Raw genomic sequence first — 24,961 nt, forward strand, 5'->3', positions numbered from 1 at the left:
TAAAAACCTGGTATCGAAAAACTGCAAATTTTTCGAGCCTATTGCCAAAAAAAAGGCACGAAATCGCGTTTAACTATAATCCTTCGACCTTCAAATTGATTTTACCGGACGCATATACGACCGCCAGCATCGATTCTTGTGTCAAGTAAACCTGATCCGGCGTAACTTGTTCAAGTTTACCGTTGATAATAACTCCCTTAGTGATTTGATTGTTCGTTAATCGGGCCTGAAGCGATTTTCTGGCCTCATCAATCTGATTTCCCACCGGAATGGTCAGCTGTTTTTCCAGGGTCCGCGCAAAACTACCCTGTAATAACCAACTGGCGGTTTTATACAGAATATTTTTTGTGTCCAGGTCATAATGCAGATCGCGCAGCGAAATCGTCCGGGTCTGGCCGTCGTAATAGGGCTGCCCCCGTAAATAAATGGCTCCGTTAATGCTGCCCGCCAAAGTTGCTTTGATGATCAGGTTGTTATTCTGCCCGTATAAATCAATCTCCTTGATCGTTATTTTATACCGACCGTCGCGAAACTCGTACGACTGACCAACAAATTCGTCGGAAACCACTTTAGTTGCTTCCGAATAACTGGCTTCACTCAGCAACCCGATGCGAAACTGGTCGGGGATTTCCTTTGAGACGATCAATTCCGGAATAGTAACGGCTGGTTTGACTTCGGGTTTGGCACCGGTTTGGGTCAGCGCGTAGCCTTCGATGCCGATCGTCGACCGGATTGCGCCTTTTTCGAACTGAAAGGGTTCAATCAGAATCCGCTTGGGAACGACCAGTAACCAGGTGCGGTATTTTTCGGAAACCAGGTACGGCTGACGGATGGTATTCCAGGCATTCAGAACCGGAGTCCGCAAATCGATTTCCTTACGGACCTGATCGTCAAGCGCTTTCGTAATTTTACCCAGATTTTTATCGATGAGCCTTCCCACAATGCTCGTAACCGGCACATCGAAACCAGCAATTTTGACGGCCGGTTTTTTCACCCAATCGTAGCCTTCCGACGTGGTTTGGGTGTTGGCGGTCCAGTCTTTATCGATGGAAAACCGGGTGGCAAATTTGATGTTCAGCTCGAATTCCGTCTCCTGGTATTTCGTAAAACCCAGCACGGACATACCGGCTTTGGCCCAGATTTTCAGCGGAACCGTGAAGTGAAATAAACTATCCTGGGCAGTAACCTGAATGGGAGAACGCTTCCAGACTTTGGTCATAAACTGATCATCGTCGTTGTCAGTCAGGCTGTTGTCTTCGTAAATCAGGCCATTAACCTGACTATTGATCTGCCGCTCGACGTCAGTCAGCGCAATGGATACCGGAATGTTTACAGTCGATAAAAACTTGTCGTTCTGTACCTCCATTTTGGTTACCGAATAAGCGGCTTTGGGCGCCTTCGGATTTGTCGTCGCGGTGTGTTGGCAAGCCTGTATCACCAGAAAAACCAGTGCCAGGCTCAGGAATCGGGTCAATGTAGTAAAAATTATTTTATTTAATCTTAACCTTCGTGGCACCATAGCCAAATTTTTCCTTTTGGGCATCTTCGAAATAGGCAACACCGGGGTACGAGCCTAGCCGCCGGTGCAATTCATTCCGCAGAACGCCGTTGCCGACCCCGTGAATAAACGTAATGTGGTCCATTCCGCTGGCAATGGCATTCTCCAGATTTTTCTCAAACGCCTGAAGTTGCACCTCCAGCAATTCCACGTTTGTCCGACTGCCAAAACCGTTGGGCAGTAACTTACCGATATGCAGGTCGATAATCGACGAGGGCCGCACCAGCGTTGCCGGTTCCTTTTTATCGGTCAATCCCAGAAGGCTATCGCGCAGGGCGGCAACATCGATCGGTTTTTCACCGGTTTTCTTCTCCTTCGGCGGTTCTTTCTGAGCAGTTTCTTCCAGATCGAGTTGAAAAACCGTCCCAGTTTGGTTCAGAACCGGAATCGTACCGGTATGATCCTGAAAGGTCTGCGTCCGGCATTTCAGTCGTTTGATCAACGGTTCCCGCAAAGCCGACGCCCCCCGCCGGTGCCAGAGCCCCTGCAACAGGAAAGTCGGCCAGTTTTCCAGAGTCGCCAGTGAATACTGCTGCACGAGTTTGTGAAAAGACCGCGCTTTTAAAACGTCCGAATGCAGGCCCAGGTAGCGGTTTTCCCGTTCTTCACCGATGGTAAACGGTAATTCCCAATCCGTATTGTTGACCAGGTATACGTCGACTTCTCTGGCACCATTCCGGTCGTTCTGTGGAATAAAAGCCAGATAAATGCCCGAATTCGCAATGATTTCGGGCCTGGCCGGTTTTTGCGGCTCCAATCCCGGTTCCGCCTGAAACCGTTTGGCTTCCATCGCGGACACCACCACAATTTCCGACCGCAGGACCGGAATGCGGAAACCATCCTCAATTTCAATTTCGACCTGATTACCGGGTAAGAAGCGCGTTACGATGCCCTGCTCCTTCGCCCTTACCATTCTTACTTTATCACCAATGTTCATATCTGAGTACCTACGAACTTTTGTCCGTGAGATTCTTGAAATAATAAGCTGATTTTACCAATCCGGTTCTAATCCACTATCTAAACCGGCAGCGGCCGTCCGACCGGGGGTAAATTAAAAGTATAACGCATGAAAACGAAAACCGTTCCGCCCGTTGTATTCCAGCGTCGGCGCAGGCATTTTCAGCGTATTTAATAAGAAGAAAACTGTCTTTAAGGTTTTGCTCCGGGTCTTGATGCGCGTAAAATCAATATCGAGGGAGAGGTAATACTGGCGGTAAGGCCGGTAGCCGATCTCGATACTTTTCGGAACTTCAGCCGCCACCATGTTCTGAATTCCGTAGCCAGCTGCCACATTCAGCCACTTCGGAAACTTTGAATCCCGACTGCCGAACGCCGATGGATTGACGGAAAGCCAGTACGTCTGCCCGTTGTAGTCCTTCAGCCAGCGGTCGTGCCACGTACTCCCCAGCAATTCTTTCCGAACCTGATACAAAGGCGTGTTGTGAAACGAAAATTTTGGCTGAATCCGCAGTTCACCCCAGGCCAGGTATTGACTGGTGTATAAAGCAGGACCTGCAATATTGGCGGCCATATCCCCCACCGAAAAACCGTATTCCGGCGAAAAACCGTCCAGAATCTCGATCGGCGTTTGAAAAATCAGACCCGTTAATCCGGCGTAAATGGCGGCTTTTTTATCCGTTAGGCCCGTCCAGCGATACGCCTGCGCCGAAATCCGGGCAATCTGGTACGCCGTCAGCATGTGGCCGACTTTATCAATTTGCAGCCACTCGTGGTTATCGTTGAAAAAATGGAAGTTTGTCAGCGGATTGTTGTACCAGGCTTTGCTCAGGCCGTAAATGGTGGCGCTATACACAACGGTTTCACCAATAAGAAGTCCGCGAAGGCGACATCGGTAACAAGGCTCAGTCGTTCGACTGGTGGTATCCTGAGCAAAACCGGTTAGTGAGAACACCAGCGTTATCACCAGAAAACCGATCAATATGCCCCGTTTTACCGAACTTTTACTTCTACTATTAGCGGTTTTAATATGCACCATGATACTTCCGTAATCCCCACTCAACGCTGATCAATACCACGATCAGGAAAAATAGCCAGCGTAAATTAATCAGTTCGTTCAACTCTTCATTGCTGCTCAAGCGCCCGGGTGGTTTCTTTTTCACCAGGTCGTCGGCCAGCGACGACAGCGTGGCGGCATTGTAAAAACGCCCGCCGGTTTGCTGAGCCAATTGCCTCAGCATCAGGTGGTCTGCCGTCGTATTGATGGCTTCAAACTGTTGTTCCCGCACAATGAACTCTCCCGTGGCGGATTCGGTCCGGCCGTTCAGGGAAGCCGTGGCCCGGAAGCGGTAAACGCCTTCGGGCAGGCTGCTGACTTCAAAACGCGAATTATTGGAAGTCGGCGTGTAGTTGAAACTGCGCGGAACATCCCGCTCGTTGGTAATTTCAAGACGCACCGGCCGATCGAATAACTTCTCGTAAATATCGTTGTACATCTCCGTTTCGAACGTCACTTTTTCGCCCGCCAGAAACTCGTTCCGAATCGGATACACCCGCAGTTTCCGGCGGTCTTCCTTAATCGAAATCAACTGCATGACCTTCTGGAACAGCTCATCAACCACTGCCTGATTGTCGGTGATAGCAAACTCTTCCAGCCGCCATTCCCACAAGCCCTCACCCGCCAGCACGGCGGCTTTGCGCTGGGCCGTACTGTTGATCGCCAGGAGCGGTTTGCTCGTCCGAACACTGCCGACTTGCTGCCACAATACCACCTCACTGCCCGGTGACAGTTTAAAATCGCCAAACGGTACCAAAACCGGTGGCAGCCGATCCAGCAGCGTCAGCTTTTGCGCATCCAGATTGAGCTGCCGAAAATCGGGATTAAACCGGCCGGTCACTTTATCGGTCTGGCCCCCACCGGCGGTAATCTGCATCACCGGATTCAGGCCGTTGAACGATTGAAGCCCCGACTGATTTCCCAGAATAAACAAAACCGGGGTATTTTTTTGCAGCGCCTTCTGCACAGCGGCAGCTCCGGCGTTTAGATTATCCGGCAATTGGTGCAAAATGACCAGATCGTAAACTTTATCGGGAATCTCGGCGGTTCCGCCATTCAGAATCCGGATGTCCAGTTCGTAGTTCTGATTTTTTTCGATAATGCTGCGTAAGGCCTTCACATCCGGGTGCGGAGTCAGCGCCAGCAGGAGTATTTTTTCTTTTCCGTCGATGATGTCGATGTACACATCCCGGCGGTTATTTCGCGGGGTAAATTCTCCGCTTTGGGGCAACACTTCGATCACGTAGTGCTGCATTCCCTTCTGGTTGGAAAACGTCTGAAACGTCAGTTGCTGGAATGTTTCCGGACGATTGAAGTTGACGGTTTGCCGACTCAGCTCTTTGCCGTTCTGCCGCAAAACCACCGTGCCGTTTTTCCCCTGAAAACCGTAGCTGACCACGTCGGCCTGAATGGGAAACTGGTTGCCGAGGTACGCGATTTTGTTAGCGACCGCATCTTTCAATTGCACATCCCGCTTTGGAATTGTATCGCCCACGCCAACGGTGTGCAGGGCAAAATTATAGCGGCCAAAGGTCGGTGAGAGTCCCTGGTTGGCAATCCCATCCGAAATCAAAACTATGTCGGTCAGGTTGCGCCCTTCGTACGAATTCCGGATGCCGCCCAGCAGATTCGACAGATCCGTGGTACGCTGGTTGAATGGAATCGTCTTCAGATCGCCGGTCACCAGACTGTCGCCCAGTGTTTGCACCGAAACCTCAATATCGTCGCTGGTCAGTCGTTCGCGCAATTGGTCGGCCGCTTCCAGCGCCCGGTTAAGTTGCGCCCGTCCGCCCACCGTCATCGACTCCGAATTATCAATCGCCAGCACTACTTTTGGCTTTTCGGTAATGGTTTGCGTGCTGCGAATCAGGGGATTAAGCAGCAGGAAGCACACGACACTGACCACCAGAAACCGGAATGCGGCCAATGCCAGATTCATCCGCTGGCTCCACCCGGAATTCCGTTGGTACAGGGCAAACGCGTAACCTGCTCCCACCGCCAGACAAAGCAGCAACCACCAGGGAGAAGACTGAAAATAAAGTTCGGAGCGCATGTTTCTTTGAATGATGAATTATGAATGATGAACGATGAATTGAGATGAAAACGGTCAGCAGACGACCTGGACATCCTTCATAATCCATCATTCATCATTAAGTTAGCATTCCCCCGTCCACCTGCAGCACCTGGCCGGTGATGTAGCGGGACAGGTCGGAAGCCAGGAACAGGGCACAGTCGGCGACCTCTTCCGGTTGACCACCGCGTTTGAGCGGGATCGACTGCTTCCATTCTTCAACGGCTTTATCGTTGATTTCACCGGTCATTTCGGTTTCGATAAAACCGGGCGCAATCGCATTCGAACGAATGTTCCGCGAACCCAGTTCCAGTGCGACCGATTTGGTGAACCCAATAATACCGGCTTTGGAAGCGGCATAATTGGCCTGACCCGCGTTGCCGCGAATACCGACAACCGAGGTCAGGTTGATGATCGAGCCTTTCTTAGCTTTCATCATCGGTTTGATCACGGCTTTGGTCAGGTTAAAAACCGACTTTAGATTAACGTTGATAACGACGTCCCATTGTTCTTCGCTCATCCGCATCAGCAGGCCGTCGCGCGTGATTCCGGCGTTGTTGATAACCGCATCTATAGTGCCAAAATCGGCCACAATCTGGTTAACCAACTCTTCGGCGGCTTTGAAGTCCGACGCATCCGACCGGTAGCCTTTCACTTTTACGCCAAACGCCGACAGTTCCGTCTCCAGCGCCTGTCCTTTTTCGACGCTCGAAAGATACGTAAAAGCAATACTTGCGCCCTCCTGGGCAAAACGAGTGGCAATGGCCCGGCCGATGCCACGGGAAGCTCCGGTAATCAACGCAACTTTTCCTTGAAGTAAACTCATGGAGTAAATGGGAGTAACGAGGGTTTGTAAGATTGGCCGCAAAAATAGTAGTATATATTCGATCATCCGACTACTTTTGCCCGAAACGTTGCAAGAGTAGCCTGACTTTTTTCCGAACCCACCTTTGATCACTCATGACAAGATTTGCATTTATCTGTTTGATTGTCGGTCTCAGTCAGCAGAGTTTCGCCCAGAAAATTCACGCCCACAACGATTACGAAAAACCGGAGCCGCTGACGGCGGCCATTCGCAACCAGGCGGGTTCGATTGAAGCCGACGTTTACCTCGTTGATGGTAAGTTACTAGTTGCCCACGATAAATCCCAACTAAAACCCGGGCGCACGCTGGATTCTTTGTATTTGAAACCGATTGCGATGCTGTTCGGCGAAAATAAAAACCGCCAGTCGACCAGTGGTACCGTTAGCAAAGACCGGAAATATTCCTTCCAGCTGATGATCGACATGAAGGACAACGGCGTGGAAGCGATCAAGGAACTGGAAAAAGCCGTAGCGCCCTACCGGACCTGTTTCGACCGCGCGATGAATCCGGCTGCCGTTCAGCTGGTGATCAGCGGAAACCGCCCGCCCGTTGCCAACTGGGTCGATTATCCGGCCTATATTCTTTTCGACGGCCGACCGAGTGAACTCTACGATGACGAAACCATTAAACACGTCGCCCTGATCAGTGACACGTTTCAGAATTATTCGCGCTGGAACGGCGAAGGCGTCATGCCGGACAAAGATCGGGAAACCTTGAAACGGTTTATCAAACGCGCGCACAACGACAATAAACCGATCCGGTTTTGGGCCGCCCCCGACAATCCGAACACCTGGAAACAACTTGCCAAATTGGGCGTCGATTTTATCAATACCGATAAGGTAGAGGAATGCGCCAGTGAGCTGAAATAAAGCTGCATTGAATTGATGGACAGGTAGTTTTGGATTTCTTCGAGCGGTTTTGTAAAACACACTATCATCCTCTTCCCTGCCTCATGAAAATTTGCGTACAATACGGCAGTTCGGCGGATGATACCCAAACGCTGGTCGGTCAGTTAAAAACGTAATTGATCGTGAATGCGGGCTGTAGGGTTGCCGACAGTCCACTGTTCCAGGAACTGAGATTGACTTCGGAGGAAGAAAAGTTTCGGCCAGCGTGCACCTCCCCCAAGGTGGCTTCAACAATAAACCGGTCGCCCAATAGATAGGCTAATCCGGCACTAGCCGTAAAAGTCGCGCTGTGATTGTTGATCGTACCGACGCCTTCCAGCTTGTTTCGAAGTGTCATGTAAGTAAGGTCTCCAGCAATAAAAGGCCGCAACCGATTCGTAGAAATATATTTTTTCACATACGGACTGATTCCAAATCCCGTACTCGAAGACGATTTACCGGTATTAATCTGAATCGGAATTGAAACTCCAAGCAACAGGTTCTTTTTAACAAACCAGCCGACGGACGGGCTAACGGCAAATGTATTCGTCCGGTTTTCCGTCGCGCCGGGAAGGTTACCTTTTGAACTTTCCGAGCTAAAACCAAAACTGCCGCCAAGAACCCAGCGCCCTTTTGATGTTTGGGGCGCGTCGTAGGGTTCGGGACCTACGATGCTATTTCCACCCGTCAGAACGACGATACCGACTCCGAAGCTGTTGAACGATAGCGGAAAAGTACTTGAAGTTGCCGTGGCTTCCAGCCCGATTCGGTTGGTCAGGTAATAATTGGCTCCGCCTGAAAAACCGGGGCAATCGTGAAATGATCTTGATCCGGATTCGAATTTACCGATTCGCCAGTATACCGGGCTGACTCATATCCCAACGTCAAACCGCCCCCCAGAAAAACCCGCCACTTGTCTTTCCCCCAATACCGCCTGACGAAGCCATCCAGGCCGGCATTTAAATTCGATAAATGATTGTCGGATGATTGATTCTGTATTGTCACACCATATTTGGCGGCTTGCCATCCCAAACTGACTCCGCCACCCGCCAACCAGTTATCTTTAAAAAAGACGCCCCGACTGAACGAAAGTCTACTTTGTGGCATTCGATAAAAACTATTTGCCTGACCTTGATCCGTCTTTGTTGACACGAAATTAAATGCGGCCGAGCCTGTCCAGATTCCCTGTCCTTTTTCGGTTTGTGCAACTACCAGGGCGGGCAATGCGCTGATAGCGGTAAAAAGTAAAAGCTTTTTCATGGTGTTGGAATTGTTGTACGCGAAAAGATAAACCAAATTACCGACATATGTATTAAGCGGTGGTGTTAAAAATAGTAAACCGGAAATACCATTTATTCGATTTGGCCTACCTTCTATTAACTTCTACCGACTCGTTATCAATTTATAATTTCCCGACCCTGCTTGCCTTCTTATTTTTGATCATCGAATATAATGACACTAATCCGCCATGAAACCACACCGTGTATCATCGTTCAAAAAACCGGCAGAGGCCGCGTTGTTTCTGGAAAAATGGAATCAGGAGGTGGAAGCCCTGAACGGTTTTTCCTACGAGCGAATAACGATTTCGACCTCTTTTGGTAATACCCGGATCTGGGCGGCAAACACCCACCTGACGGACGCCAAACCCGTGGTCTTTTTTCCCGGTGCCCGGACCTGTGGTTTATTCTGGGACATGGACAACGCGCTGAAGCCTTTCCGAGAAAACCACCGGTTTTACATTGTGGACGTGAACGGCCAGCCCAGCCTGAGTGACGGAATGTGCCCCAATTTGAAAAGCACCGACTACGGCGTATGGGCCACGGAACTGCTGGACGGCCTGGGCTTGAAAAAAACGACGATTGTCGGAGCCTCGCTCGGTGGCCTGATCTGCCTGAAGCTCTGCCTGGAATCGCCCCGGCGGGTCAAAAAAGCCATTCTGATGAATCCGGCGGGCATTCAGGCGTTCTCAACTTCGGTGCAGAATCTGTATAATAACCTGCTGCCGATCCTATGGCCCACGATGGGAAACCTGAATAAATTTCTCGATAAAGCAATCTTCTGTCCACCCCGCCATGCGGTACCGGATTTGTATCGGAGCCTCATCAGTGAATACCTGCTGTACGCGCTGACTAATCACAAATTTCGGGGCGATTACCCGGCTCCGCTGGAAAAAGAAGAGCTGCACCGATTGACGACGGAAATCTACCTGATTCTGGGAGAAAACGATCCACTTTTCCCGCCCAACGAAACCATTCGTTTAGCGGAGGAACACATCCTGACCTTACAGGGCAGCCAGATAATACCCAGCACTGGCCACGGCATAGAAACCTCCAAAGAAGCATTGGCTATTTTATGGGAAATTGTAAATAAATCGGCGTGTTTTTCATACTGATTCTACCTAAAATAGGTGTCTTTCTTTTGAAAGACGGCACGATTAAAATTGGTTCTCCAGAATGATTGCTCAACCATTTCTAAATAAAGAATTCGGAAAAAACGTCATTCACCAACTGCTTATTTTTTCCGAAGCCAGATACTTCCGCCCGGATTATGAAGGAATCGGGGCATGTTTTTGGCCAGCCACGACGGGTAGTTCTGGTGCATAAATGAGTTGAAAAACAGAATTTCAAAATCCCGATTATACATCATAAAATTGCGTAGCATATAACTTTCGTTCCAGCCGAAACCTTTCCAGCCCAACACCCATTCTTCCGGGTATTCGAAGGGATAAAATATATCATGAAAGTGAATTAAAACGCCACTTTTCAGTCGGGGAAGGATCTCAAAAAAAATATAATTAACGTCACTTCCGGTTTTGGAAACGTGCGTGGAATCCACGAAGAAAATATCGTTTTTTTCAAGTTTCTCGAACTCCTGCAAGGGAACGGATTGCAACCTGGATGCTAAAACCGTCGCGCTGGAGCTATCTTCATCCCGAAGCAAACTGTAGAGCCGTTCGGGATTGGGATCGATAAACGTAAACTGCAGCGAATTGTCAAAAAAATATTCATTCGTATCCAGCATTGCCGCCGAACTAAAACCGGAACCTGCTTCAATAATACGCTTCGGCTGAAAGTGCCGAAGCATGGAATGCAACACAATCGCATCGCCGTAACTATACAAATCATTCTCAAAATAATAGCGAAACGACGAATCTTTCCGCGCCGGAAAAGGAATTGTTTTGTAATAATCCGCAAATTGCTGAAGCAACCGAAATTGAGCGTACTTGCGCAGTTCTATCCCCTTCAACTGATCTGGTTTTCGTGAGAATAAGGTCGCACGAAACGATTGTAACTCCTCCGTATTCACAATCGGACTATAAAAATGACCCGGTGGATACATTGTCTGGTATTGTTCCAGTTGCTGACGCAGGTTCCTGATGTAAGGAATGTGGTCTAACAGATACTTTGCCAGTGTTTTCATAAAAAAATGGTGTGGATAGTGGGGATAAAAACCGGTCAGGCTGGTGACAGGGAATGACGTAGCTAACCGGATTCAAAGCTAAATCCGCTTCTCTTCAAAAAGGTGAACGGCGTTTGCCGAATTTTGGATAAAATCTGTTGCCCGAAGAAAAAAACCGGTCTGCACGGATTGACTATTCACCTTTTGGCTGGCTCCCCGATGAATGAACAATTACCCGGTACGTGACTTGGAAGGTTAACTGGTTTATCTTCGTTTTTTTTCTGTCTTATGGCCACCCGTCCACTACCTGGTTACGCAACCGACCTGGATTTTTACGACGCGCTCAGTCGTCGCGACGAACGAGCGTACCATAATTTGTACGCAACGGTATTTCCTTCATTTCAGCGCTGGGTACTCAGTAACAACGGCTCCGAAATGGATGCGGAAGATGCTTTTCAAAAAGGATTAATGAATTTTCTGCTGAACATCGAAATCGGAAAGTACCAGTTGCAGTCGGGCGCGCGCATCACAACGGTGGCTTTTGAATACTGCAAACGTGTCTGGCTTACGGAATTGAAATCGGCCCGGTTTCGGTATCGCGGCAACATGCCCGACCATCTTGACCTGGCTGATACCGTTGATGTGGAAAAAGATCTGGAGCGAATGGATGTCGTGTATGCCGTTCAGCAATCGATGCACCAACTGAAGGAAGTCTGCCGAAACCTGCTCGAGTGGTTTTACGTGGATGAGCTTCCTTTGCGGGAAATTGCCGAACGGCTGGATATGAAAGAAGAATCCGTTAAATCAAAACGGTATCAGTGCGCCGAAAAATTAAAAGCCTATTACCGGCAGACGACTAACCAAAAAAGAATATGAGACTTACTGAAGATCAGTATGAATTAATTGAGGCCTATTTAAAAAATGAACTGTCGGCAACGGATCGGTCTACCTTCGAAGCTGATATTCAGGCCGATGCTCAACTTCGGACTGAGATCGAGCGTCAGCGGAATCTCCGCTTGGGATTGCGCGCCATTGGCATTACTCATGCACTCGATCAGGCCCGGATTCAGTACAAAACATCGCTGCTGGCGGCCAAATCTTCCCCCAAGCGATCAACGATTTTTCAGTCCTTTCCGGCGTGGACGTATTGGGCTGCGGCCGCTTCCATCGCGGTTGTCGTTGGTTTTGGTTACCTTGTTTATCAGGGAAATGCCAGTTGGCAGGCGGATCTGGCGTATTACGAAACGTTCCGATCGGATGCCAATGCCGATTTACTGAAAGGCTTCCCGGCCGAAAACGTTTCTTCCGAAACCAAGGTTACCTTTTTGGATGCTTTTAAAAACTACAAGGCGGGTAACTACGATGCGGTTATTGAACGACTGAAAAATTTACCCCTTGATAAACAAACGGTTCACTACAAAGACTTTCTTCTGGGGTTGAGTTACCTCTCCAACGACCAACCCGTCGAAGCCGTTCCGCTCTTGACGAAAGCACAGCAAACGCCGTCGCCCGAGCTCCGCCAGAAAGCCGTCTGGTTTTTAGCACTGGCCTACGTAAAGATGAATGAAAAAGAGCAGGCTATCCCCATTCTGAAGCAAATCAGCGCGGATAAAATGAATCCTTTTCAATCGCTGGCCCAGAAGGTACTCCGGAAGATTCAGTGAAAACCGGTTTATTGAGTATAAAGCGCCTGAATATCACTGGCGGTCAACGCCCGTTTGTAAACGCGAATGTCGTCCATGGCGCCATCAAAGTAATTGGGAACGCTCTGGGATTGCGCTCCGAATTTTAAATCTCCGCCCAGACACTCATCGATTGCACTTCTCGGCAAAATTTCGCTGGTAACGACCAACACGTTATCAAAATACATCCGGGCTAACCGACCGCTGTAGGTCATCACCAGGTGATGCCAGGCGTTCTGCTGAATGTTACCGGTGAACGCAATCGTTTGCCAGCCAGCCCCGCGCTGGCAAGTACTATTCTGTTTAATATCGGCACTAACGACAAGGCCCGGGTCTGCTGCACTTGGGTGAATCGCCGAACTATACATCTCATTCGCCCCGTCGCTAAAACGTGACTTGTTGTAAATTTGCATCCATCGGTCGACTGTTACCGGCCTGATCCAGAGGCTGATGGAAAGTTCGGCCGGGCGGAGGGTAGCGTTCTCGTCCATATAGAAATAATCATTCTGGCCATCCAGTTGAATAGCAGAGTTTACCCGACCTTTCCGATCGGCCACAAAAGTGGGGTTATCGACCAGTTTCACATCGTTGTTGTTACCACTAACATCCAATCGTGAGCCATCAGTAAAGGAAACGCTGGCCACCAGATCCTGCGCCAGCGCATCGACCTGCGTCGTAAATGATTCCGTTGTGGGGCTGTAAATCACCTCGCCGGACGCGAGTTTGGCATAAGACCGGTAATAATACCGGGTGTTTGAGGTGAGATCCGTTAACGAAACGGTCACATTGGTCCCGACAATCGGATTGGCTACTTTTAAGTACGGCGAATTGTTAATATCCGGTAGGGTGTTTGTCGATGAATAGCAAATTCCGTATTCAATTGCGGCTGGCATACCGGCGTTGGTAACCATAAAGCGGGCGCCTGCCGTTGAAACACCCACATTGACGGCCCCCATGCTGCTGACCGCCGGTTTTGAACCGGTTCGAAACGTCTGGACGGTCGAGCTGTAGCCAATCCCCTCCTGATTGGTCGCAAAACTGCGAACGTAATAAAGGGTATTTGGTGTAAGGTTGGTCGGCGTAAACGATACCGGTGTATTGAGCGGCAGTACCTTTATATTCTGAAGAACCAAAACGTCGCTTTTTCCCCTTTCAGGCACCTGGTTTGTCGAAGAATAGCAAATTCCATAACTGAGAATTTCCGCGTTGCCCGCCGACGTGATGGTCATTCCAATGGTTGCGGTGTTGATTGTAATGTCAAAAGCGGGCTGTAAACTAACGGAAGGATAAGCCGCATCCTGGACCATAACCGTACGCGACAGAATGGTTTCGTCAAGGCAGGAATTGGACAAGATAGCCCGGACCGAAAATTCGCCGGGCGACGGATAGCTGTAACTGACGGTTAAACCGCTTGTAACCGTAGAGCTGCCGTTCCCGAAATCCCAGGTTACCTTGTCGATCTTCCCGGTACTTCCGGTGACCGAAAAATTGACATCCTTCTGTTGAATCTGAGCATCAAGGCTTCCGGCCGGTTTTCCACAATCGCGCAGGGTTTTACTGGCGGGCAATTCCCATTCGCATCCCAGCAGGGATACGCCAAGCAGGCAAACAAAGATCAAAATTATAGTAGACGTGGATAGGGACTTCATCATTACTCTGAAAGATCGACGTGTGGGAATTCGAAATCAGAATGAATACCGAATCGCCAGGCCCCACGAGTCCGAAGATGGCTGCCAGCTCAAAGCAGGCGGGCGGGGTTTGGGTTTGTGAAGAAACAAGTACACTTCCGCAGCTGTGGCCACTGCCGCAACTCCCAGAAAAACCGTAAACAGGCCCTGCTTCTTTTTAGCAGCATTGGCGGCCGCGTAGGCGTTATCATACTCCCGATACTCAATCGGGCTGTCGATTATGCCCGTTCCGTTCGGATCGAGCGATTGACCGATTTGGTTCAGTGCCCTTAATTTTGATCGATAATTAGCGTGTAAAACCAGTGCCGTTACCATTGACCCAATGGCAACACTCCCGGCAGCCGCCTTCAGGCCGGTTTGTTTTGGATAAACGGGCAGCAATAGTTGGTCGATGTTCCGAACCTGCTCCCGCAAAAGCTCAGCTTTGTTTGCACTGGCAAACTCAATAGCTGTGGTATAATTATTCCGGGCATCCCGCAACTTTCCCTGATTAAAAAGCCGGTTTCCCTCCCGCTCGTAATGATCGGAAAACTGGTTTTTAGTAATGGCATCCTCCGGATTTAGATTCAACAACTGATACAACAGATCCACAACCTGCTGACTTTTGCCCTGGCTCATCGCTTCGTCAACCTGCTGGCGCAGGGCCAGCCCGGCGGCACTGGTTTCAATCTGCTTCAGGGCATAGGGATCATTTTCAAAACCGGGTACCTCAAGGCAGTTTTCATATTGCCAACGGGCTTCCAGATACTTGCCTTCCCTGAAAAAGTCGTCGCCCTTTTTTTTGTAACGGTCATACTCTTCGTCGATGACCGGCGCTGGAGTTGCGGTTCGGGCCAGCGCGGAGACTGTTGGCGGCCAAACCATAACGAGAAGAAGAATTAAGATGATGTGGTGTAGGACGTTACGCATATCGTTTGAAAACTAATTGGCACACTGCTTAATTTTTCGTCGAACCTCCTCGGTGTCTTTCAGCGCCTGTGCGACCTGATACCAGCGTTTTGCCCCTTCAAATTCATCCGTAGCAAAGATCTTGTTGGCTTTGTTCAGGTAGGTCAGGTAGGCAATTTCGGCTTTAGCCGTCATCAGGCCATGTTCTTTCGCAAGTACCTGCGCCCTGTTGAAGGAGGCAATGGCTTTAACTTTATCATTCCCGGTTTTGATGGCGTTCACCCCCTCTTCCACCAGTTGATCGTATTGTTCCTGTTTTTCTTTCAATAGGGCTTCTTTCGATTCAGGTTTTGCTTCATCCGGTTTCACTTCGGTCGACGCAGCCAAGGTTCTGGCAGTGGTTCCGGCAGCCTGCCCGATCGAGTCGGTTTTTGATTCGGCGGGCTTAATCGTTTGCGCTTTTTTCAGGGACGCGTCGTACAAAAACCGGACATCCCGGCGCGTTGGATCGAGCAGCAAAGCACTTCTGGTCAACACAATGGCGCCATCAAACTCTTTTCGCCGGAAAGCCAGTCGGGCCTTATTGAGAGCCACATTGATTCGCTTCGTCAGGGCGTCTTTCGTCTCACCGGGTTGCGATTTCAGAACCGCTGGCTCCGCATTTAACCCTGATTCCGGTTTCGCCAAAACCGTTGGAAAATCCCCTTTCGTTGGGGTCGGCTTAGCTGATTCAGCCGGACTTTTCAGGTAAAAAAACAATACGATAGCGCTGAAACCAGCCGCCACCGGACCCACCAGACGCCACGGAAAAGCCCGATGCACCAATTGAACTCCGGGTTGCAAAACCGCAGTTGAAGACGAGTCGTCAAGTTGTAAACCCGGTCTTCCTACCTGCGGAGTTGTTCCGGTTTCAACAAATAAAACCGGTTGCGTCGCGCTCTGGGGAGTTGTTACCTCTGACGGCACATCGTAAACATCCGTTTTGTCTTCCAGATAAGCATCCGTTAATTCAGCCTCAGCCAGCACCGGTTTGGGTCGAAGTTGTTCCACGCAGGATGCCAACCCATGAATGGCGGTTTCCAGCGTCGGGTTGAGCTGCAATACCTGCTCGTAGCGTTTTTTGGCCTGTTCAAACTGAAACTGTTCGAACAAATCACCGGCTTCGCACAGTAGGTTATAAACGTCCTGTTCCTCAAGAATCGCCCGGCATTCCGCCAGCCCTTTTTCGGCTTCCGCATGATTCTCACGAAGCGTAAGCACTTCCTCGTACAGCGAAATGGCCTGCTTGAAATCCCGCTGATCAATCTTTTTCCGGGCTTCACTGACCAATTGAGGAATTCGGTCCAGCAAATCCAGTAGCTCCTCCGCTTTGCGAACCCGCTCATGAATATCCCGGACCAGACAGCGCTGAATCATGCTGCGATACGGATCGCTCAGCTGGCTGAGTTGAGCGGGCAAATCCACCGTCACGATTTTCTTTTCAATCTCGCGCCGGGCCGACTGTTCGGTCGCATTCCTGAGATCCGCCCGGAACGGTTTTTCCCCCGTCAGCATTTCGTACAAAATGATTCCAAACGCCCACAGATCGAGGTTAAAGCTGACCTTGCTGCCTTCAATCTGCTCCGGGGCTTTGTACGAAGGCGTCCCCCGGCCATCGCTCAGGTCAAAATCCGAGCTGTCGAGTTCGTCGTCACTGACTAATTTACTTAAGCCAAAATCGGCAATTTTGGGAATAAACCGGCCGGTATGGTCGCGGGAAATGAGGATATTGGATGGCTTAAAGTCGCGGTGAACGATCCGGTTCCGGTGCAGGTGCTGCAACCCCAGCAAAATTCCCTGGGTTATTTCGTAAAGCTGAACCGGCGTTAAGGTTTCCCGTTTCAGCAAATCCGCCAGATTGCCGTCCGGGTAATACTTCATGATGGCAAAATCGCTGATGCTGGTATCGGTTTCCAGGCGGTAACAGGCGTCGTAGCGGGCAATATTGGCCTGTCGGGGCACGCGCTGGGCCAGACTCACTTCGGCTTGCAGGGATTTGGCATCGTTGCCCTTAAATTCACTGACTTTAATGGCAACCCATTCCGTTTCAAGCTGGTCCTCGACTTTTATGACACGACCGTATGAACCACTGCCCAATTGGGCCCCTTTGTCATTGGGGCGAATGGGGTAGCGTCGTTTAAATTCCTGGAACGTAGTAAACGTCGCGGTCATAAGGTCACACTTACACTACTCAGTATATATTACTCAGCATATTGCTTCTTCAAAGATAAGATAAAGCCAGATTATCTGAAAAACGTCCATAAAAAACCGGTGCCTGTTTTCCCTTTGTGGTCAACCGAACTTTGGGCGACACATACCGGTGCAGTTCACGGATGGTTACAATATGGTCATGATCCAAATCAGCGCGTCCGTTGAGTCCTTTCAGCAAATAATGCGTAAACGTTCCGCCCGCCAACCGGCTCGATTCCACCGCATCCTGAGTTGACCGACTCGCCAGTAACATTGCCACATTACTCCCCTTCCCGGCGTTCTTCGTAATGGATTCCGCGGCCGTACGCTGGCTGGCGGGTTGGGTCATGCTGCCCGACAGGCAGGCATCCGCAATGCACAGTTTTGTCAATGCCTTTGATTCATGAAAAGCGGCTTTGATGGTCCGGTGCGTCAACAACCGGCTCCGGTTTCCCGGAACAACATCGTAGGGCACAAAACTATCCGGTAAGCCGTGACCCGAAAAATACAGAATGACCCGATCGCTCGGCCTCGCCCTCCGAAAAACCGCCAGCGCCTGCTGAATGGTTGCGCAGGTAGCCTGCCGGTTTATCAAAAGCCGAATATTCGAACCCGGAACCTCTCCTCCCGGCTTGCTTTTCAGAAACTGAACGACCTGCCGGGCGTCGCGATCCGCAAACCGCAAATCTCCCGTTGCGTACGAAAGTGCCTGGTAATCAGAAATTCCCACAATAACGGCGTACGTTTGACCGGTTTTAGATGAGGTATCCATGTACCAAACCCACAAACTAAGCAGCCAGTACGTTACCATCCTGTTCGGGATTCAGAAACCGCCGTTGATTCGGTAACATTCTTTACGCCAATCAGATAACCGGAGTAATTGTCTTTGGTCTGTTCATTACAAACCGCAACCAGCGAAGCTACCTTGGCCTGATCGGGCATGTTGCCGAAAAGGATGGTTTCCAGTACGTAATCATCGATTTGTTCCAGCACGCCATCCGTACACATAAAGAAATAATCTCCCGCCCGAACGTCCGTCAGAAAATGCAAATCCGGAACTGCACGGGCGGCCGTTTCCGGGCTCTCCTGCGAGTTTAAAACGACGGCCCGGCTGAGCCGGTTTCTCCAGGGATGGGTCAGCGCCTGGGTTGCAGTGATAATTCCGGCTTCGACCATGTCATTTACCTGCTTGTGATCTTTCGTTCGGAAAATGATTTTTCCTTCCCGGAGCTGATAAATCCGGCTATCGCCCAAATGCGCAACGGTTACGCCATGCTGATGAAATTGCAATAAGGTGAGTGTCGACCCCATGCGATTGACGAGCGGATGCTGATTCAGATAGTCGTAATACGTTTCATACACCTGTTCGAGCGCAGCCTGCAGGTGCACGATGTCAAAAACCGGATAACCCATCGACCTGGCATAATCAGCCACGCCATGACACAACAGCTGACTGGCGACCTCGCCTTTGTCGGCTCCGCCCATTCCGTCGCACACCATGAACAACTCGGTTTGTTCGTCGGCGGCATTTTCACCCGGATAGAGCGTATCCTGATTGATGGTCCGCTGGCCGATGTGGGAAAAAGCAAAGGGTAAATTGGGCTGAATCTGCATGGACTACTCGGTACGATCGGGGTTAAACGACAAGTCAACTTTATAGGTATCGAGCATCGTCGACGGAATAAAATAATGAGTCAACCGAAAACGATCGACTCCGCCCAGGGTAATGACACTCTCGTGATCCACATCAATCAGCTCCATTTTTTGCAAAGGCGTCTCGTTAAGCAGGGTTCCATTCAGACTGGAATGCAACTGCCGCAGTTCGCCATCCAGAACGCCGTCCTGAAGCTGGTAACGCAACCGGCCGCGCCATTTGTCGAACGAAACGGTAAGGGTGCAGTGCCGGCGGCTGATGAAACAGCGGCCATTGTGTTGAAACCGCTCGATCTGAACCGTACATGAATCAGCGGTGCCGATACTGTTCTGTCCGAATTGCAGCGGGTATATCCGCCCGGGTTTGCCGATGTACGTCAAATGCCCGAATTCCGGCAAGCCCTGCACAATGGCTTCGTCGTAGTGAAACGCCGTCTGCAGAATATTAACCGCTCCGCATCCCACGTGTGAGCAGGTAATGGTTCCCCGTTCGGCATCGGCCATCCGAACCATGATGCGCCGGCCACATTGCTGGCAGGCGATAAGCGTCATTTTAAACCCGCTCATACCGATTACTCGTTCATTTCATGGACATCGCCGTCGTTAATATAGGTGTCGTCATCCGGCAGATACGCATCCGCTACAAAACCGCCCTCCTCATCGGCGTCGTCATCCGGGACCTCGGCCAGTTCAGAAGGTGTTTCCGACGCTAAATCATCCGGTTCCAGAATCGAATCCATGACTTCTTTCGACATCGCGTTTTCCAGATACTGGCTGAAATCGTCGTTGGAAAGCACAACCGGCTCGTTCAGCCGGACAATTCCCACCAGGGCTCCATCTACAGAATTGTAGCGATAAACCGTATCCAATCCCTCATCACCGGTCGTATCCACAACCCGGTACGTCAGCCCGTCGGCCCCGTGCAGCACCAGTGTATCGATGATGCCATCCTGATCAAAATCCAGGCCGATCGTTCGCTCCCCACTCAGGTAGCCTTCAATGGCGGTTGGCTCCGCACCGGAGGTTACGATTTGGGTAGCAGGGAGCAGCGTGGGAGCCGGTCGGTAGGCGATAACCGGCAATTTTTCGCCCACAATCATTTCGGTGTATTCCTTCCGTTGTTCCAGCGACAGGCTTTCCCATTCCTCTTTCTCAAAGGTATTGTACCAGCGGCCGTGCCAGCCGAATACCCCGCCCATTCCCACTTCGGAACGGGCGGCTCCAAATGCCTCGTCAAAAGACATTTCATCGGTCACTTTGCCTGCAACGTCGATGTCGTCAGGCCACTCTTCGGAAGGAGAAAATGGTGTGGATATATCGTCAGGGGTTTTGCTGTCCCCGGTTTTTCGGTTTTCAATTTTTTGCGCGAGGGACCAGGCCGCACCACCCAACAGCATAGCCGCAGCTGAAATCCCCAGCAATTTCCGCTGGTTGGTGTTCAAACCGCCATTGCCTGTTCTTTTTGATTGAACCAGCGGAAATAGATCCTGCTGTTGGTCAGCCTGTTCGGAAAAATGTGCCATGCTGTTAACAAACTTAAAATTGGAATTTGACCGTATATCGGGATTACCCGGAAAAGGTGAACGGCAAAAATTCTTTTTTTACTTAATCCAGATCGCCTGACAGCGCCGACACGTTTTCTGTTGCGCTAGCTGTTCCCATTCCCGCAGTCCAAAGGGGTCCCGGCAGGATGGGTTGGGGCAGCGATACCGCTCCCGGTACTCTTTATCAATGAGTTCCAGTTTTTCATCCGTCGACAGCAGGGTCGAACACAAAGTCGGGATGAGCATACTCAACCCGGCGCCCGACATAATCTGGAGGAAAGGCAGCGCTCCTCCGCCCGTGGTCACAACGGCGCTAATGCCCACCAGCGAAGACACAATGATGCTTCCCGTCCGGATCATTTTCTCCCGGTTCCGGCAATCCCGCCGGAGCTTCGGATACTGCTCAAACACCTGCCGCAATTCAGCAAACTCCTGCGTAAAATCCAGCAGCGGTTTTTCGATCGGCAAAGCGGTTTTCGGCGAAATGGCAGGAAGTGGTTGGAGTTCGGTCGAATCAACCGGCAGCTGATCAAGCAGTTGGTCCAGCGTATAATCAATGTCGGCTAACCGAATCTTATCCTTTTTATCGACAATTTTTCGGGTGATTCGTAAGTCGTTAACGAAGGTGCCATTCTTACTGGCCAGATCTTCCAGCACGAAGCTGGTGTCCGTGCATTGAATTAAACGGGCGTGCTGGCTACTGATTTTCCCATTTAATACGATGATTGCGTTATCGGTTTTCCGGCCAATCGTGTAGGTTGGAAGCTGGCTTAAACCGTCAATCAATTCTTCAATTTGATTTACCTGAAGTGACACGGGGATCGGTGGTATGGATAATTCTATGCGTTTTTCAATAGCAGAGCAATATAAACTTATTTACGCTATTTTAAACTATTAATCCAGTTTCAATTTCTTAAACCACGGTCCAATAAAAAGGAAAAACTGCGCTATTATTCAGTCATTTAAGCGCAAAAGAGTGAGCTTCTAACGCTAAATTATTTTCCATTTGTTAGAGACTGTCTAAAATTACAATTTTCCTTCTTTCGCTTTGCCCCCAACCCCCTAAAGGCCGGGCGACCGGTGCCGAGCTTTAGCACACCGATTAAAGCCCCCTTTAGGGGGTTGGGGGCGGACCTTTACGGTAGAAGATAAGATTTTTAGACAATCTCTTAGCAAAATTCATTTCCCCAAATGCTGGTTGTGGAACGGTTTGTTCCTTTTTATTTTTTTGTTTCAGTCATAAATTCTTTCAGAAAGGTTACCACTTCGTCAGTTGCTTCTTCCGGTGCATAATGACCGCTGCCCGGAATTATCTGCCCCTGCACATTGACCAGTCCACTGGCCCGAAAACCGTCGAGGTAAAGGTCGAGTTTTCCGTATTCTTTTTCTCCCCGCAAATAAAGCACCGGCGTCTGAATCTGATTTTCGCGGGTGATGACATTGTCTTTTTCGTCCTGCTCAAACGTGCGGTACCATTCAAAACCGGTGTGGAGCGCATCCGCACTGGTATACGCTTCGGCAAACGCGTCTCGGGCATTATCGCTGATCCGATCCGGTTTTGCGGCAATGGTATTGTAAAAATAATCAAAATAAGTCCGCTGTTTTCCGCTCACCAACGCTTCCGGCAAATCCGGAATGTTGTGAAACTGAAAGTGCCAGATCCGCGGATTTTGCTTGATTTGCGGCCAGGGATCAACCCCCGGAATCCCGACATTCATAATGACGGCTTTTGAAAGTTCGTTTGGAAATGATTTTAAATACGCGTAGGTAATCATGCCGCCGACGTCCTGCCCAACCAGCGTCACATCTGTTATTTCCAAAGCATTTATGACGCCTTTCACATAACCAGCGATGGTGCGTTTGTCGCTGGACGCTATCTTTCCGGATTTTCCAATGCCGGGCAAATCCATCGCAATCACGTGGAAATCATTGCAAAGACCGCTCATGACAGCTTCAAACGCCTGCCAGTTTTCCGGAAAACCGTGCAGGAAAAACAGCGCGGGTTTGTCCGGCCGACCAGCTGAAATCACGTGCAGGAAAACACCATCAACGGTTAGTTGTCGGTGCAGGAAAACAGCTGGATTCATTGTGTTATCAGAACTATTCATGGCGATCAATGAGCATGGATTGGCGAATCAATTCAAAATCTTTTTTACCAATTTCAAAAAAACCAAAGCGAAACGAATAGCCCCAGGATTTCTTGTTTGGGATAAAATCAAGGTTGTTAATCAGCGGAAGTATGGAGGCTTCTTTGCTGTCATAAAACCGAACGTTTCGCCGAAAAGGAACGAAATCGTCTGTTACGGAAAATTGATAAATGGGGTCGTTGGTTACCTGACCGATTGCCGTAAATGCCTGGCATTTTTCATCAAGTTCCAGAGCCTGTTTAGGCGAATAGAAAATGACCCAATCATCAGGTTTCGTGCGTTTTAATGGTGCTTCCTTGCCGTGATTAACCTGCATAAATCCGCCGGTAACGCCCCGCATAACGTGATCCTTTGAAGCAACGGCGATCCAATATTTTTGTAGTTCACCCATATCGTAAAAACGGTTTTTGATTCAATATGTTAAGCCGGTTTTGCTTGAATTGAATAACGAAACGCTGAACTTTTTCCGGCATTTCAAAATTTAATCATCAAAATACTCAATCTTTCCCTCTGGTAATGAATCTGGCGCGCTACCTTCCAACCGATTGCCTGAAGCCTTTCGTGAAGGAGTTTCTGATCGTGGAAAGCATCGCCGAAACCGGAAACCGCGTATTGCCCGACACTTCCATTGTGCTGGCTTTCCGCTTCAAGGGAACGGTGGTCGAAAGTGGCGAAACAAATAGCAACCTACCGGTTTCGGTGATCACCGGTTTGCGAAAATCGTCCCGCGTGCTGAACTATTCCGCAAACTCCTCTACCCTGCTTGTCTTGTTCCGGGAAGGCGGAGCAGCCGCTTTTTTCCGGGAACCCCTGCACGAGTTATTCAGTCAAAGTCGCCCGCTCGATGAGTTGATTCAGCCGCAAAAATTGGAGGAAGTGGAAGACCGGCTGGCCGGAGCCAAAACCAATCCGCAGCGAATCGCGATCATAGAGCAATTTCTGATCTCGAAACGACTACGCTCCGGCCCGGAACCGCTGCTTGCCCAGGCGGTAATGAGCATCAAAATCGCTCACGGAAAAACCGGTATCAAATCGCTGGCCGAGTCGCTGTCGATTAGTCAGGATGCGTTTGAAAAACGGTTCCGCAAAGCCGTGGGCACATCGCCCAAACAATTCGCCGAATTGGTGCGGTTTCGGTATTTGATCACGGCCCAATCCGCCGACCGAAGTTTAACGGATCTGGCTTACGAAGCCGGTTATTTCGACCAGGCGCATTTCATCAAAGACTTCCGAACCTTCACTGGCCAGGCTCCGCAGGATTTTTTCAAATCCGCTCTGTTCTGGTAAATCACTGATTTTTTACAATTCTGCCCTTTTTCGCCGGCCTACTTTTGCCTCCGTCAATCGAAAGAAACTTGTAAAAATGATGAAAACGTTAAACCAGCAAAACAACCCGGTTCTGGCCAAAACCGCTTCTCTTCCTCCCAAAAAACGACAACCGGTTTTAGGGTATGAAATGGCGTACGTAGAATCCGGCAGCGGAGATCCCATTGTTTTTCTGCACGGAAATCCCACCTCGTCCTACATCTGGCGAAACATCATTCCCCACCTTCAGCCGTTGGGAAGATGCATTGCGCCGGATCTGATGGGCATGGGCGATTCCGATAAATTACGCAATGAAGGGCCGGAAACCTATTCATTTGCCGATCACCGCCGGTATCTCGACCAGTTTCTGGATTCGATGAATTTGAAGGAACGGATTACGTTCGTCGCCCACGACTGGGGCTCGGCTCTGGCCTTCGACTGGGCTTACCGCCATCCGGAAGCCATAAAAGGCATTGCTTACATGGAAGCCGTGGTTACTCCCCGCAGTTGGAGTGAAATGTCGGAAGTTGCCCGAAGCATTTTTCAGGCGCTGCGATCGCCCGCCGGGGAGCAACTGGTGTTACAGGAAAACTCGTTTATTGAAGTCAACTTACCCGCCACCGTTCTGCGTCGTTTATCGGAGGAAGAATTGGCCGAATACCGCCGTCCGTTCACCGAGCCCGGCGAATCCCGGCGACCGATGCTGACCTGGGCCTGGCAGTTACCAATTGACGGCGAGCCCGCTGATGTCACGCAGATCGTAACGACATTTGGTACCTGGATGGCCCGGAATTCCATTCCAAAATTGTTCATTCAGGCCAATCCGGGTACTCTGTCAACCGATGCGCTTCAATTCTGCCTGAGCTGGCCAATGCAAACCGTGGTGACGGTGCCGGGCCATCATCACTTGCAGGAAGATTCGCCGGAAGAGATTGGCCGGGCAATTTCTGCCTGGTTTACAGCATTGGAAAAATAAAATGATGAATGTAAGCGACTTCTAAAATTTATAAATCTGCCTGCCCCCACCCCCC

Annotated in this window: 24 protein-coding genes; 6 read left to right on the forward strand and 18 right to left on the reverse strand. The window is 50.0% G+C overall.

Annotation, left to right across the window (positions count from 1 at the left end; genetic code table 11):
* Positions 1-73: 73 nt before the first annotated feature.
* From GJJ30_RS16790 to fabG, 5 genes are all read right to left on the reverse strand, one after another.
* Positions 74-1,474, reverse strand: coding sequence for a DUF4403 family protein (locus GJJ30_RS16790; RefSeq protein ID WP_229313176.1), 1,401 nt, complete (start codon positions 1,472-1,474; stop codon positions 74-76).
* Between the two features lie 16 nt (positions 1,475-1,490).
* Positions 1,491-2,495, reverse strand: coding sequence for a Smr/MutS family protein (locus GJJ30_RS16795; RefSeq protein ID WP_154176316.1), 1,005 nt, complete (start codon positions 2,493-2,495; stop codon positions 1,491-1,493).
* A gap of 114 nt (positions 2,496-2,609) precedes the next feature.
* Positions 2,610-3,371 carry a DUF2279 domain-containing protein gene (locus tag GJJ30_RS16800; RefSeq protein ID WP_310588319.1) on the reverse strand — a complete coding sequence of 254 codons (762 nt, stop codon included), beginning with the start codon at positions 3,369-3,371 and terminating at the stop codon, positions 2,610-2,612.
* Positions 3,372-3,540: 169 nt separating this feature from the next.
* On the reverse strand, positions 3,541-5,625 hold the full coding sequence (locus GJJ30_RS16805; protein ID WP_154176318.1) for a vWA domain-containing protein: 2,085 nt from the start codon (positions 5,623-5,625) through the stop codon (positions 3,541-3,543).
* Between the two features lie 97 nt (positions 5,626-5,722).
* Positions 5,723-6,469 (reverse strand): 3-oxoacyl-[acyl-carrier-protein] reductase, encoded by a 747-nt coding sequence (gene fabG / locus GJJ30_RS16810; RefSeq protein WP_154176319.1) that lies wholly within the window; start codon positions 6,467-6,469, stop codon positions 5,723-5,725.
* A 134-nt stretch (positions 6,470-6,603) separates the two neighbouring features.
* Between fabG and GJJ30_RS16815 the strand changes: the two genes are divergently transcribed.
* Entirely contained in the window at positions 6,604-7,377 is a 774-nt protein-coding gene (locus tag GJJ30_RS16815) for a phosphatidylinositol-specific phospholipase C/glycerophosphodiester phosphodiesterase family protein (protein ID WP_154176320.1), read from the forward strand.
* Between the two features lie 139 nt (positions 7,378-7,516).
* Here GJJ30_RS16815 and GJJ30_RS16820 read toward each other — a convergent pair whose 3' ends face one another.
* Together GJJ30_RS16820 and GJJ30_RS16825 are read right to left on the reverse strand one after the other, a co-directional pair.
* Positions 7,517-7,753, reverse strand: coding sequence for a hypothetical protein (locus GJJ30_RS16820; protein WP_154176321.1), 237 nt, complete (start codon positions 7,751-7,753; stop codon positions 7,517-7,519).
* 416 nt (positions 7,754-8,169) lie between these two features.
* Positions 8,170-8,655: a hypothetical protein gene (locus tag GJJ30_RS16825; protein WP_154176322.1), complete on the reverse strand. Its 486-nt coding sequence runs from the start codon at positions 8,653-8,655 to the stop codon at positions 8,170-8,172.
* Positions 8,656-8,863: 208 nt separating this feature from the next.
* Between GJJ30_RS16825 and GJJ30_RS16830 the strand changes: the two genes are divergently transcribed.
* On the forward strand, positions 8,864-9,787 hold the full coding sequence (locus GJJ30_RS16830) for an alpha/beta fold hydrolase (RefSeq protein WP_154176323.1): 924 nt from the start codon (positions 8,864-8,866) through the stop codon (positions 9,785-9,787).
* 119 nt (positions 9,788-9,906) lie between these two features.
* Here GJJ30_RS16830 and GJJ30_RS16835 read toward each other — a convergent pair whose 3' ends face one another.
* On the reverse strand, positions 9,907-10,815 hold the full coding sequence (locus GJJ30_RS16835; protein ID WP_154176324.1) for a class I SAM-dependent methyltransferase: 909 nt from the start codon (positions 10,813-10,815) through the stop codon (positions 9,907-9,909).
* A gap of 267 nt (positions 10,816-11,082) precedes the next feature.
* Between GJJ30_RS16835 and GJJ30_RS16840 the strand changes: the two genes are divergently transcribed.
* A complete protein-coding gene (locus GJJ30_RS16840; RefSeq protein WP_154176325.1) occupies positions 11,083-11,670 on the forward strand; it encodes an RNA polymerase sigma factor in 588 nt (195 codons plus the stop codon).
* Positions 11,667-12,458, forward strand: a complete 792-nt coding sequence (locus GJJ30_RS16845; protein WP_154176326.1) for a tetratricopeptide repeat protein — start codon at positions 11,667-11,669, stop codon at positions 12,456-12,458. The genes GJJ30_RS16840 and GJJ30_RS16845 overlap by 4 nt, the downstream gene beginning before the upstream one ends.
* Positions 12,459-12,466: 8 nt before the next feature.
* Here the strand turns inward: GJJ30_RS16845 and GJJ30_RS16850 are convergent, their stop codons facing one another.
* The 10 genes from GJJ30_RS16850 to GJJ30_RS16895 form a co-directional block, all read right to left on the reverse strand.
* Complete coding sequence (locus tag GJJ30_RS16850; RefSeq protein WP_229313177.1) at positions 12,467-14,095, reverse strand: LamG-like jellyroll fold domain-containing protein; 1,629 nt, start codon at positions 14,093-14,095, stop codon at positions 12,467-12,469.
* A 66-nt stretch (positions 14,096-14,161) separates the two neighbouring features.
* The gene (locus tag GJJ30_RS16855; RefSeq protein WP_154176327.1) at positions 14,162-15,073 is read right to left on the reverse strand and encodes a hypothetical protein; all 912 of its coding nucleotides are present in this window, start codon (positions 15,071-15,073) and stop codon (positions 14,162-14,164) included.
* Between the two features lie 12 nt (positions 15,074-15,085).
* Positions 15,086-17,263 (reverse strand): serine/threonine-protein kinase, encoded by a 2,178-nt coding sequence (locus tag GJJ30_RS16860; RefSeq protein WP_154176328.1) that lies wholly within the window; start codon positions 17,261-17,263, stop codon positions 15,086-15,088.
* Between the two features lie 49 nt (positions 17,264-17,312).
* On the reverse strand, positions 17,313-18,092 hold the full coding sequence (locus GJJ30_RS16865; protein WP_154176329.1) for a caspase family protein: 780 nt from the start codon (positions 18,090-18,092) through the stop codon (positions 17,313-17,315).
* On the reverse strand, positions 18,086-18,895 hold the full coding sequence (locus GJJ30_RS16870) for a PP2C family protein-serine/threonine phosphatase (RefSeq protein WP_154176330.1): 810 nt from the start codon (positions 18,893-18,895) through the stop codon (positions 18,086-18,088). The genes GJJ30_RS16865 and GJJ30_RS16870 overlap by 7 nt, the downstream gene beginning before the upstream one ends.
* A gap of 3 nt (positions 18,896-18,898) precedes the next feature.
* On the reverse strand, positions 18,899-19,501 hold the full coding sequence (locus GJJ30_RS16875) for an FHA domain-containing protein (protein ID WP_154176331.1): 603 nt from the start codon (positions 19,499-19,501) through the stop codon (positions 18,899-18,901).
* A 5-nt stretch (positions 19,502-19,506) separates the two neighbouring features.
* On the reverse strand, positions 19,507-20,457 hold the full coding sequence (locus tag GJJ30_RS16880; protein WP_154176332.1) for a hypothetical protein: 951 nt from the start codon (positions 20,455-20,457) through the stop codon (positions 19,507-19,509).
* A gap of 78 nt (positions 20,458-20,535) precedes the next feature.
* Positions 20,536-21,294: an FHA domain-containing protein gene (locus tag GJJ30_RS16885; RefSeq protein ID WP_310588320.1), complete on the reverse strand. Its 759-nt coding sequence runs from the start codon at positions 21,292-21,294 to the stop codon at positions 20,536-20,538.
* 404 nt (positions 21,295-21,698) lie between these two features.
* Positions 21,699-22,565 (reverse strand): alpha/beta hydrolase, encoded by an 867-nt coding sequence (locus GJJ30_RS16890; protein WP_170299208.1) that lies wholly within the window; start codon positions 22,563-22,565, stop codon positions 21,699-21,701.
* A gap of 13 nt (positions 22,566-22,578) precedes the next feature.
* Positions 22,579-23,016 (reverse strand): EVE domain-containing protein, encoded by a 438-nt coding sequence (locus GJJ30_RS16895; protein WP_154176334.1) that lies wholly within the window; start codon positions 23,014-23,016, stop codon positions 22,579-22,581.
* A gap of 125 nt (positions 23,017-23,141) precedes the next feature.
* Between GJJ30_RS16895 and GJJ30_RS16900 the strand changes: the two genes are divergently transcribed.
* Together GJJ30_RS16900 and GJJ30_RS16905 are read left to right on the forward strand one after the other, a co-directional pair.
* On the forward strand, positions 23,142-23,912 hold the full coding sequence (locus tag GJJ30_RS16900; protein ID WP_154176335.1) for a helix-turn-helix domain-containing protein: 771 nt from the start codon (positions 23,142-23,144) through the stop codon (positions 23,910-23,912).
* A gap of 76 nt (positions 23,913-23,988) precedes the next feature.
* Positions 23,989-24,906: a haloalkane dehalogenase gene (locus GJJ30_RS16905; protein WP_205880573.1), complete on the forward strand. Its 918-nt coding sequence runs from the start codon at positions 23,989-23,991 to the stop codon at positions 24,904-24,906.
* Positions 24,907-24,961 lie beyond the last annotated feature (55 nt).

The organism is Larkinella terrae, assembly GCF_009668025.1.
GTDB lineage: Bacteria > Bacteroidota > Bacteroidia > Cytophagales > Spirosomataceae > Larkinella > Larkinella terrae.

Coding starts and splice junctions, on each gene's coding strand:
- GJJ30_RS16825 (WP_154176322.1), bottom strand. CDS start 8,655: ATGAAAAAGCTTTTACTTTTTACCGCTATCAGCGCATTGCCCGCCCTG.
- GJJ30_RS16805 (WP_154176318.1), bottom strand. CDS start 5,625: ATGCGCTCCGAACTTTATTTTCAGTCTTCTCCCTGGTGGTTGCTGCTT.
- GJJ30_RS16870 (WP_154176330.1), bottom strand. CDS start 18,895: ATGCAGATTCAGCCCAATTTACCCTTTGCTTTTTCCCACATCGGCCAG.
- GJJ30_RS16835 (WP_154176324.1), bottom strand. CDS start 10,815: ATGAAAACACTGGCAAAGTATCTGTTAGACCACATTCCTTACATCAGG.
- GJJ30_RS16905 (WP_205880573.1), top strand. CDS start 23,989: ATGATGAAAACGTTAAACCAGCAAAACAACCCGGTTCTGGCCAAAACC.
- GJJ30_RS16865 (WP_154176329.1), bottom strand. CDS start 18,092: ATGGTAACGTACTGGCTGCTTAGTTTGTGGGTTTGGTACATGGATACC.
- GJJ30_RS16895 (WP_154176334.1), bottom strand. CDS start 23,016: ATGGGTGAACTACAAAAATATTGGATCGCCGTTGCTTCAAAGGATCAC.
- GJJ30_RS16890 (WP_170299208.1), bottom strand. CDS start 22,565: ATGAATCCAGCTGTTTTCCTGCACCGACAACTAACCGTTGATGGTGTT.
- GJJ30_RS16855 (WP_154176327.1), bottom strand. CDS start 15,073: ATGCGTAACGTCCTACACCACATCATCTTAATTCTTCTTCTCGTTATG.
- GJJ30_RS16860 (WP_154176328.1), bottom strand. CDS start 17,263: ATGACCGCGACGTTTACTACGTTCCAGGAATTTAAACGACGCTACCCC.
- GJJ30_RS16875 (WP_154176331.1), bottom strand. CDS start 19,501: ATGAGCGGGTTTAAAATGACGCTTATCGCCTGCCAGCAATGTGGCCGG.
- GJJ30_RS16900 (WP_154176335.1), top strand. CDS start 23,142: ATGAATCTGGCGCGCTACCTTCCAACCGATTGCCTGAAGCCTTTCGTG.
- GJJ30_RS16830 (WP_154176323.1), top strand. CDS start 8,864: ATGAAACCACACCGTGTATCATCGTTCAAAAAACCGGCAGAGGCCGCG.
- GJJ30_RS16840 (WP_154176325.1), top strand. CDS start 11,083: ATGGCCACCCGTCCACTACCTGGTTACGCAACCGACCTGGATTTTTAC.
- GJJ30_RS16795 (WP_154176316.1), bottom strand. CDS start 2,495: ATGAACATTGGTGATAAAGTAAGAATGGTAAGGGCGAAGGAGCAGGGC.
- GJJ30_RS16820 (WP_154176321.1), bottom strand. CDS start 7,753: ATGACACTTCGAAACAAGCTGGAAGGCGTCGGTACGATCAACAATCAC.
- fabG (WP_154176319.1), bottom strand. CDS start 6,469: ATGAGTTTACTTCAAGGAAAAGTTGCGTTGATTACCGGAGCTTCCCGT.
- GJJ30_RS16880 (WP_154176332.1), bottom strand. CDS start 20,457: ATGGCACATTTTTCCGAACAGGCTGACCAACAGCAGGATCTATTTCCG.
- GJJ30_RS16815 (WP_154176320.1), top strand. CDS start 6,604: ATGACAAGATTTGCATTTATCTGTTTGATTGTCGGTCTCAGTCAGCAG.
- GJJ30_RS16845 (WP_154176326.1), top strand. CDS start 11,667: ATGAGACTTACTGAAGATCAGTATGAATTAATTGAGGCCTATTTAAAA.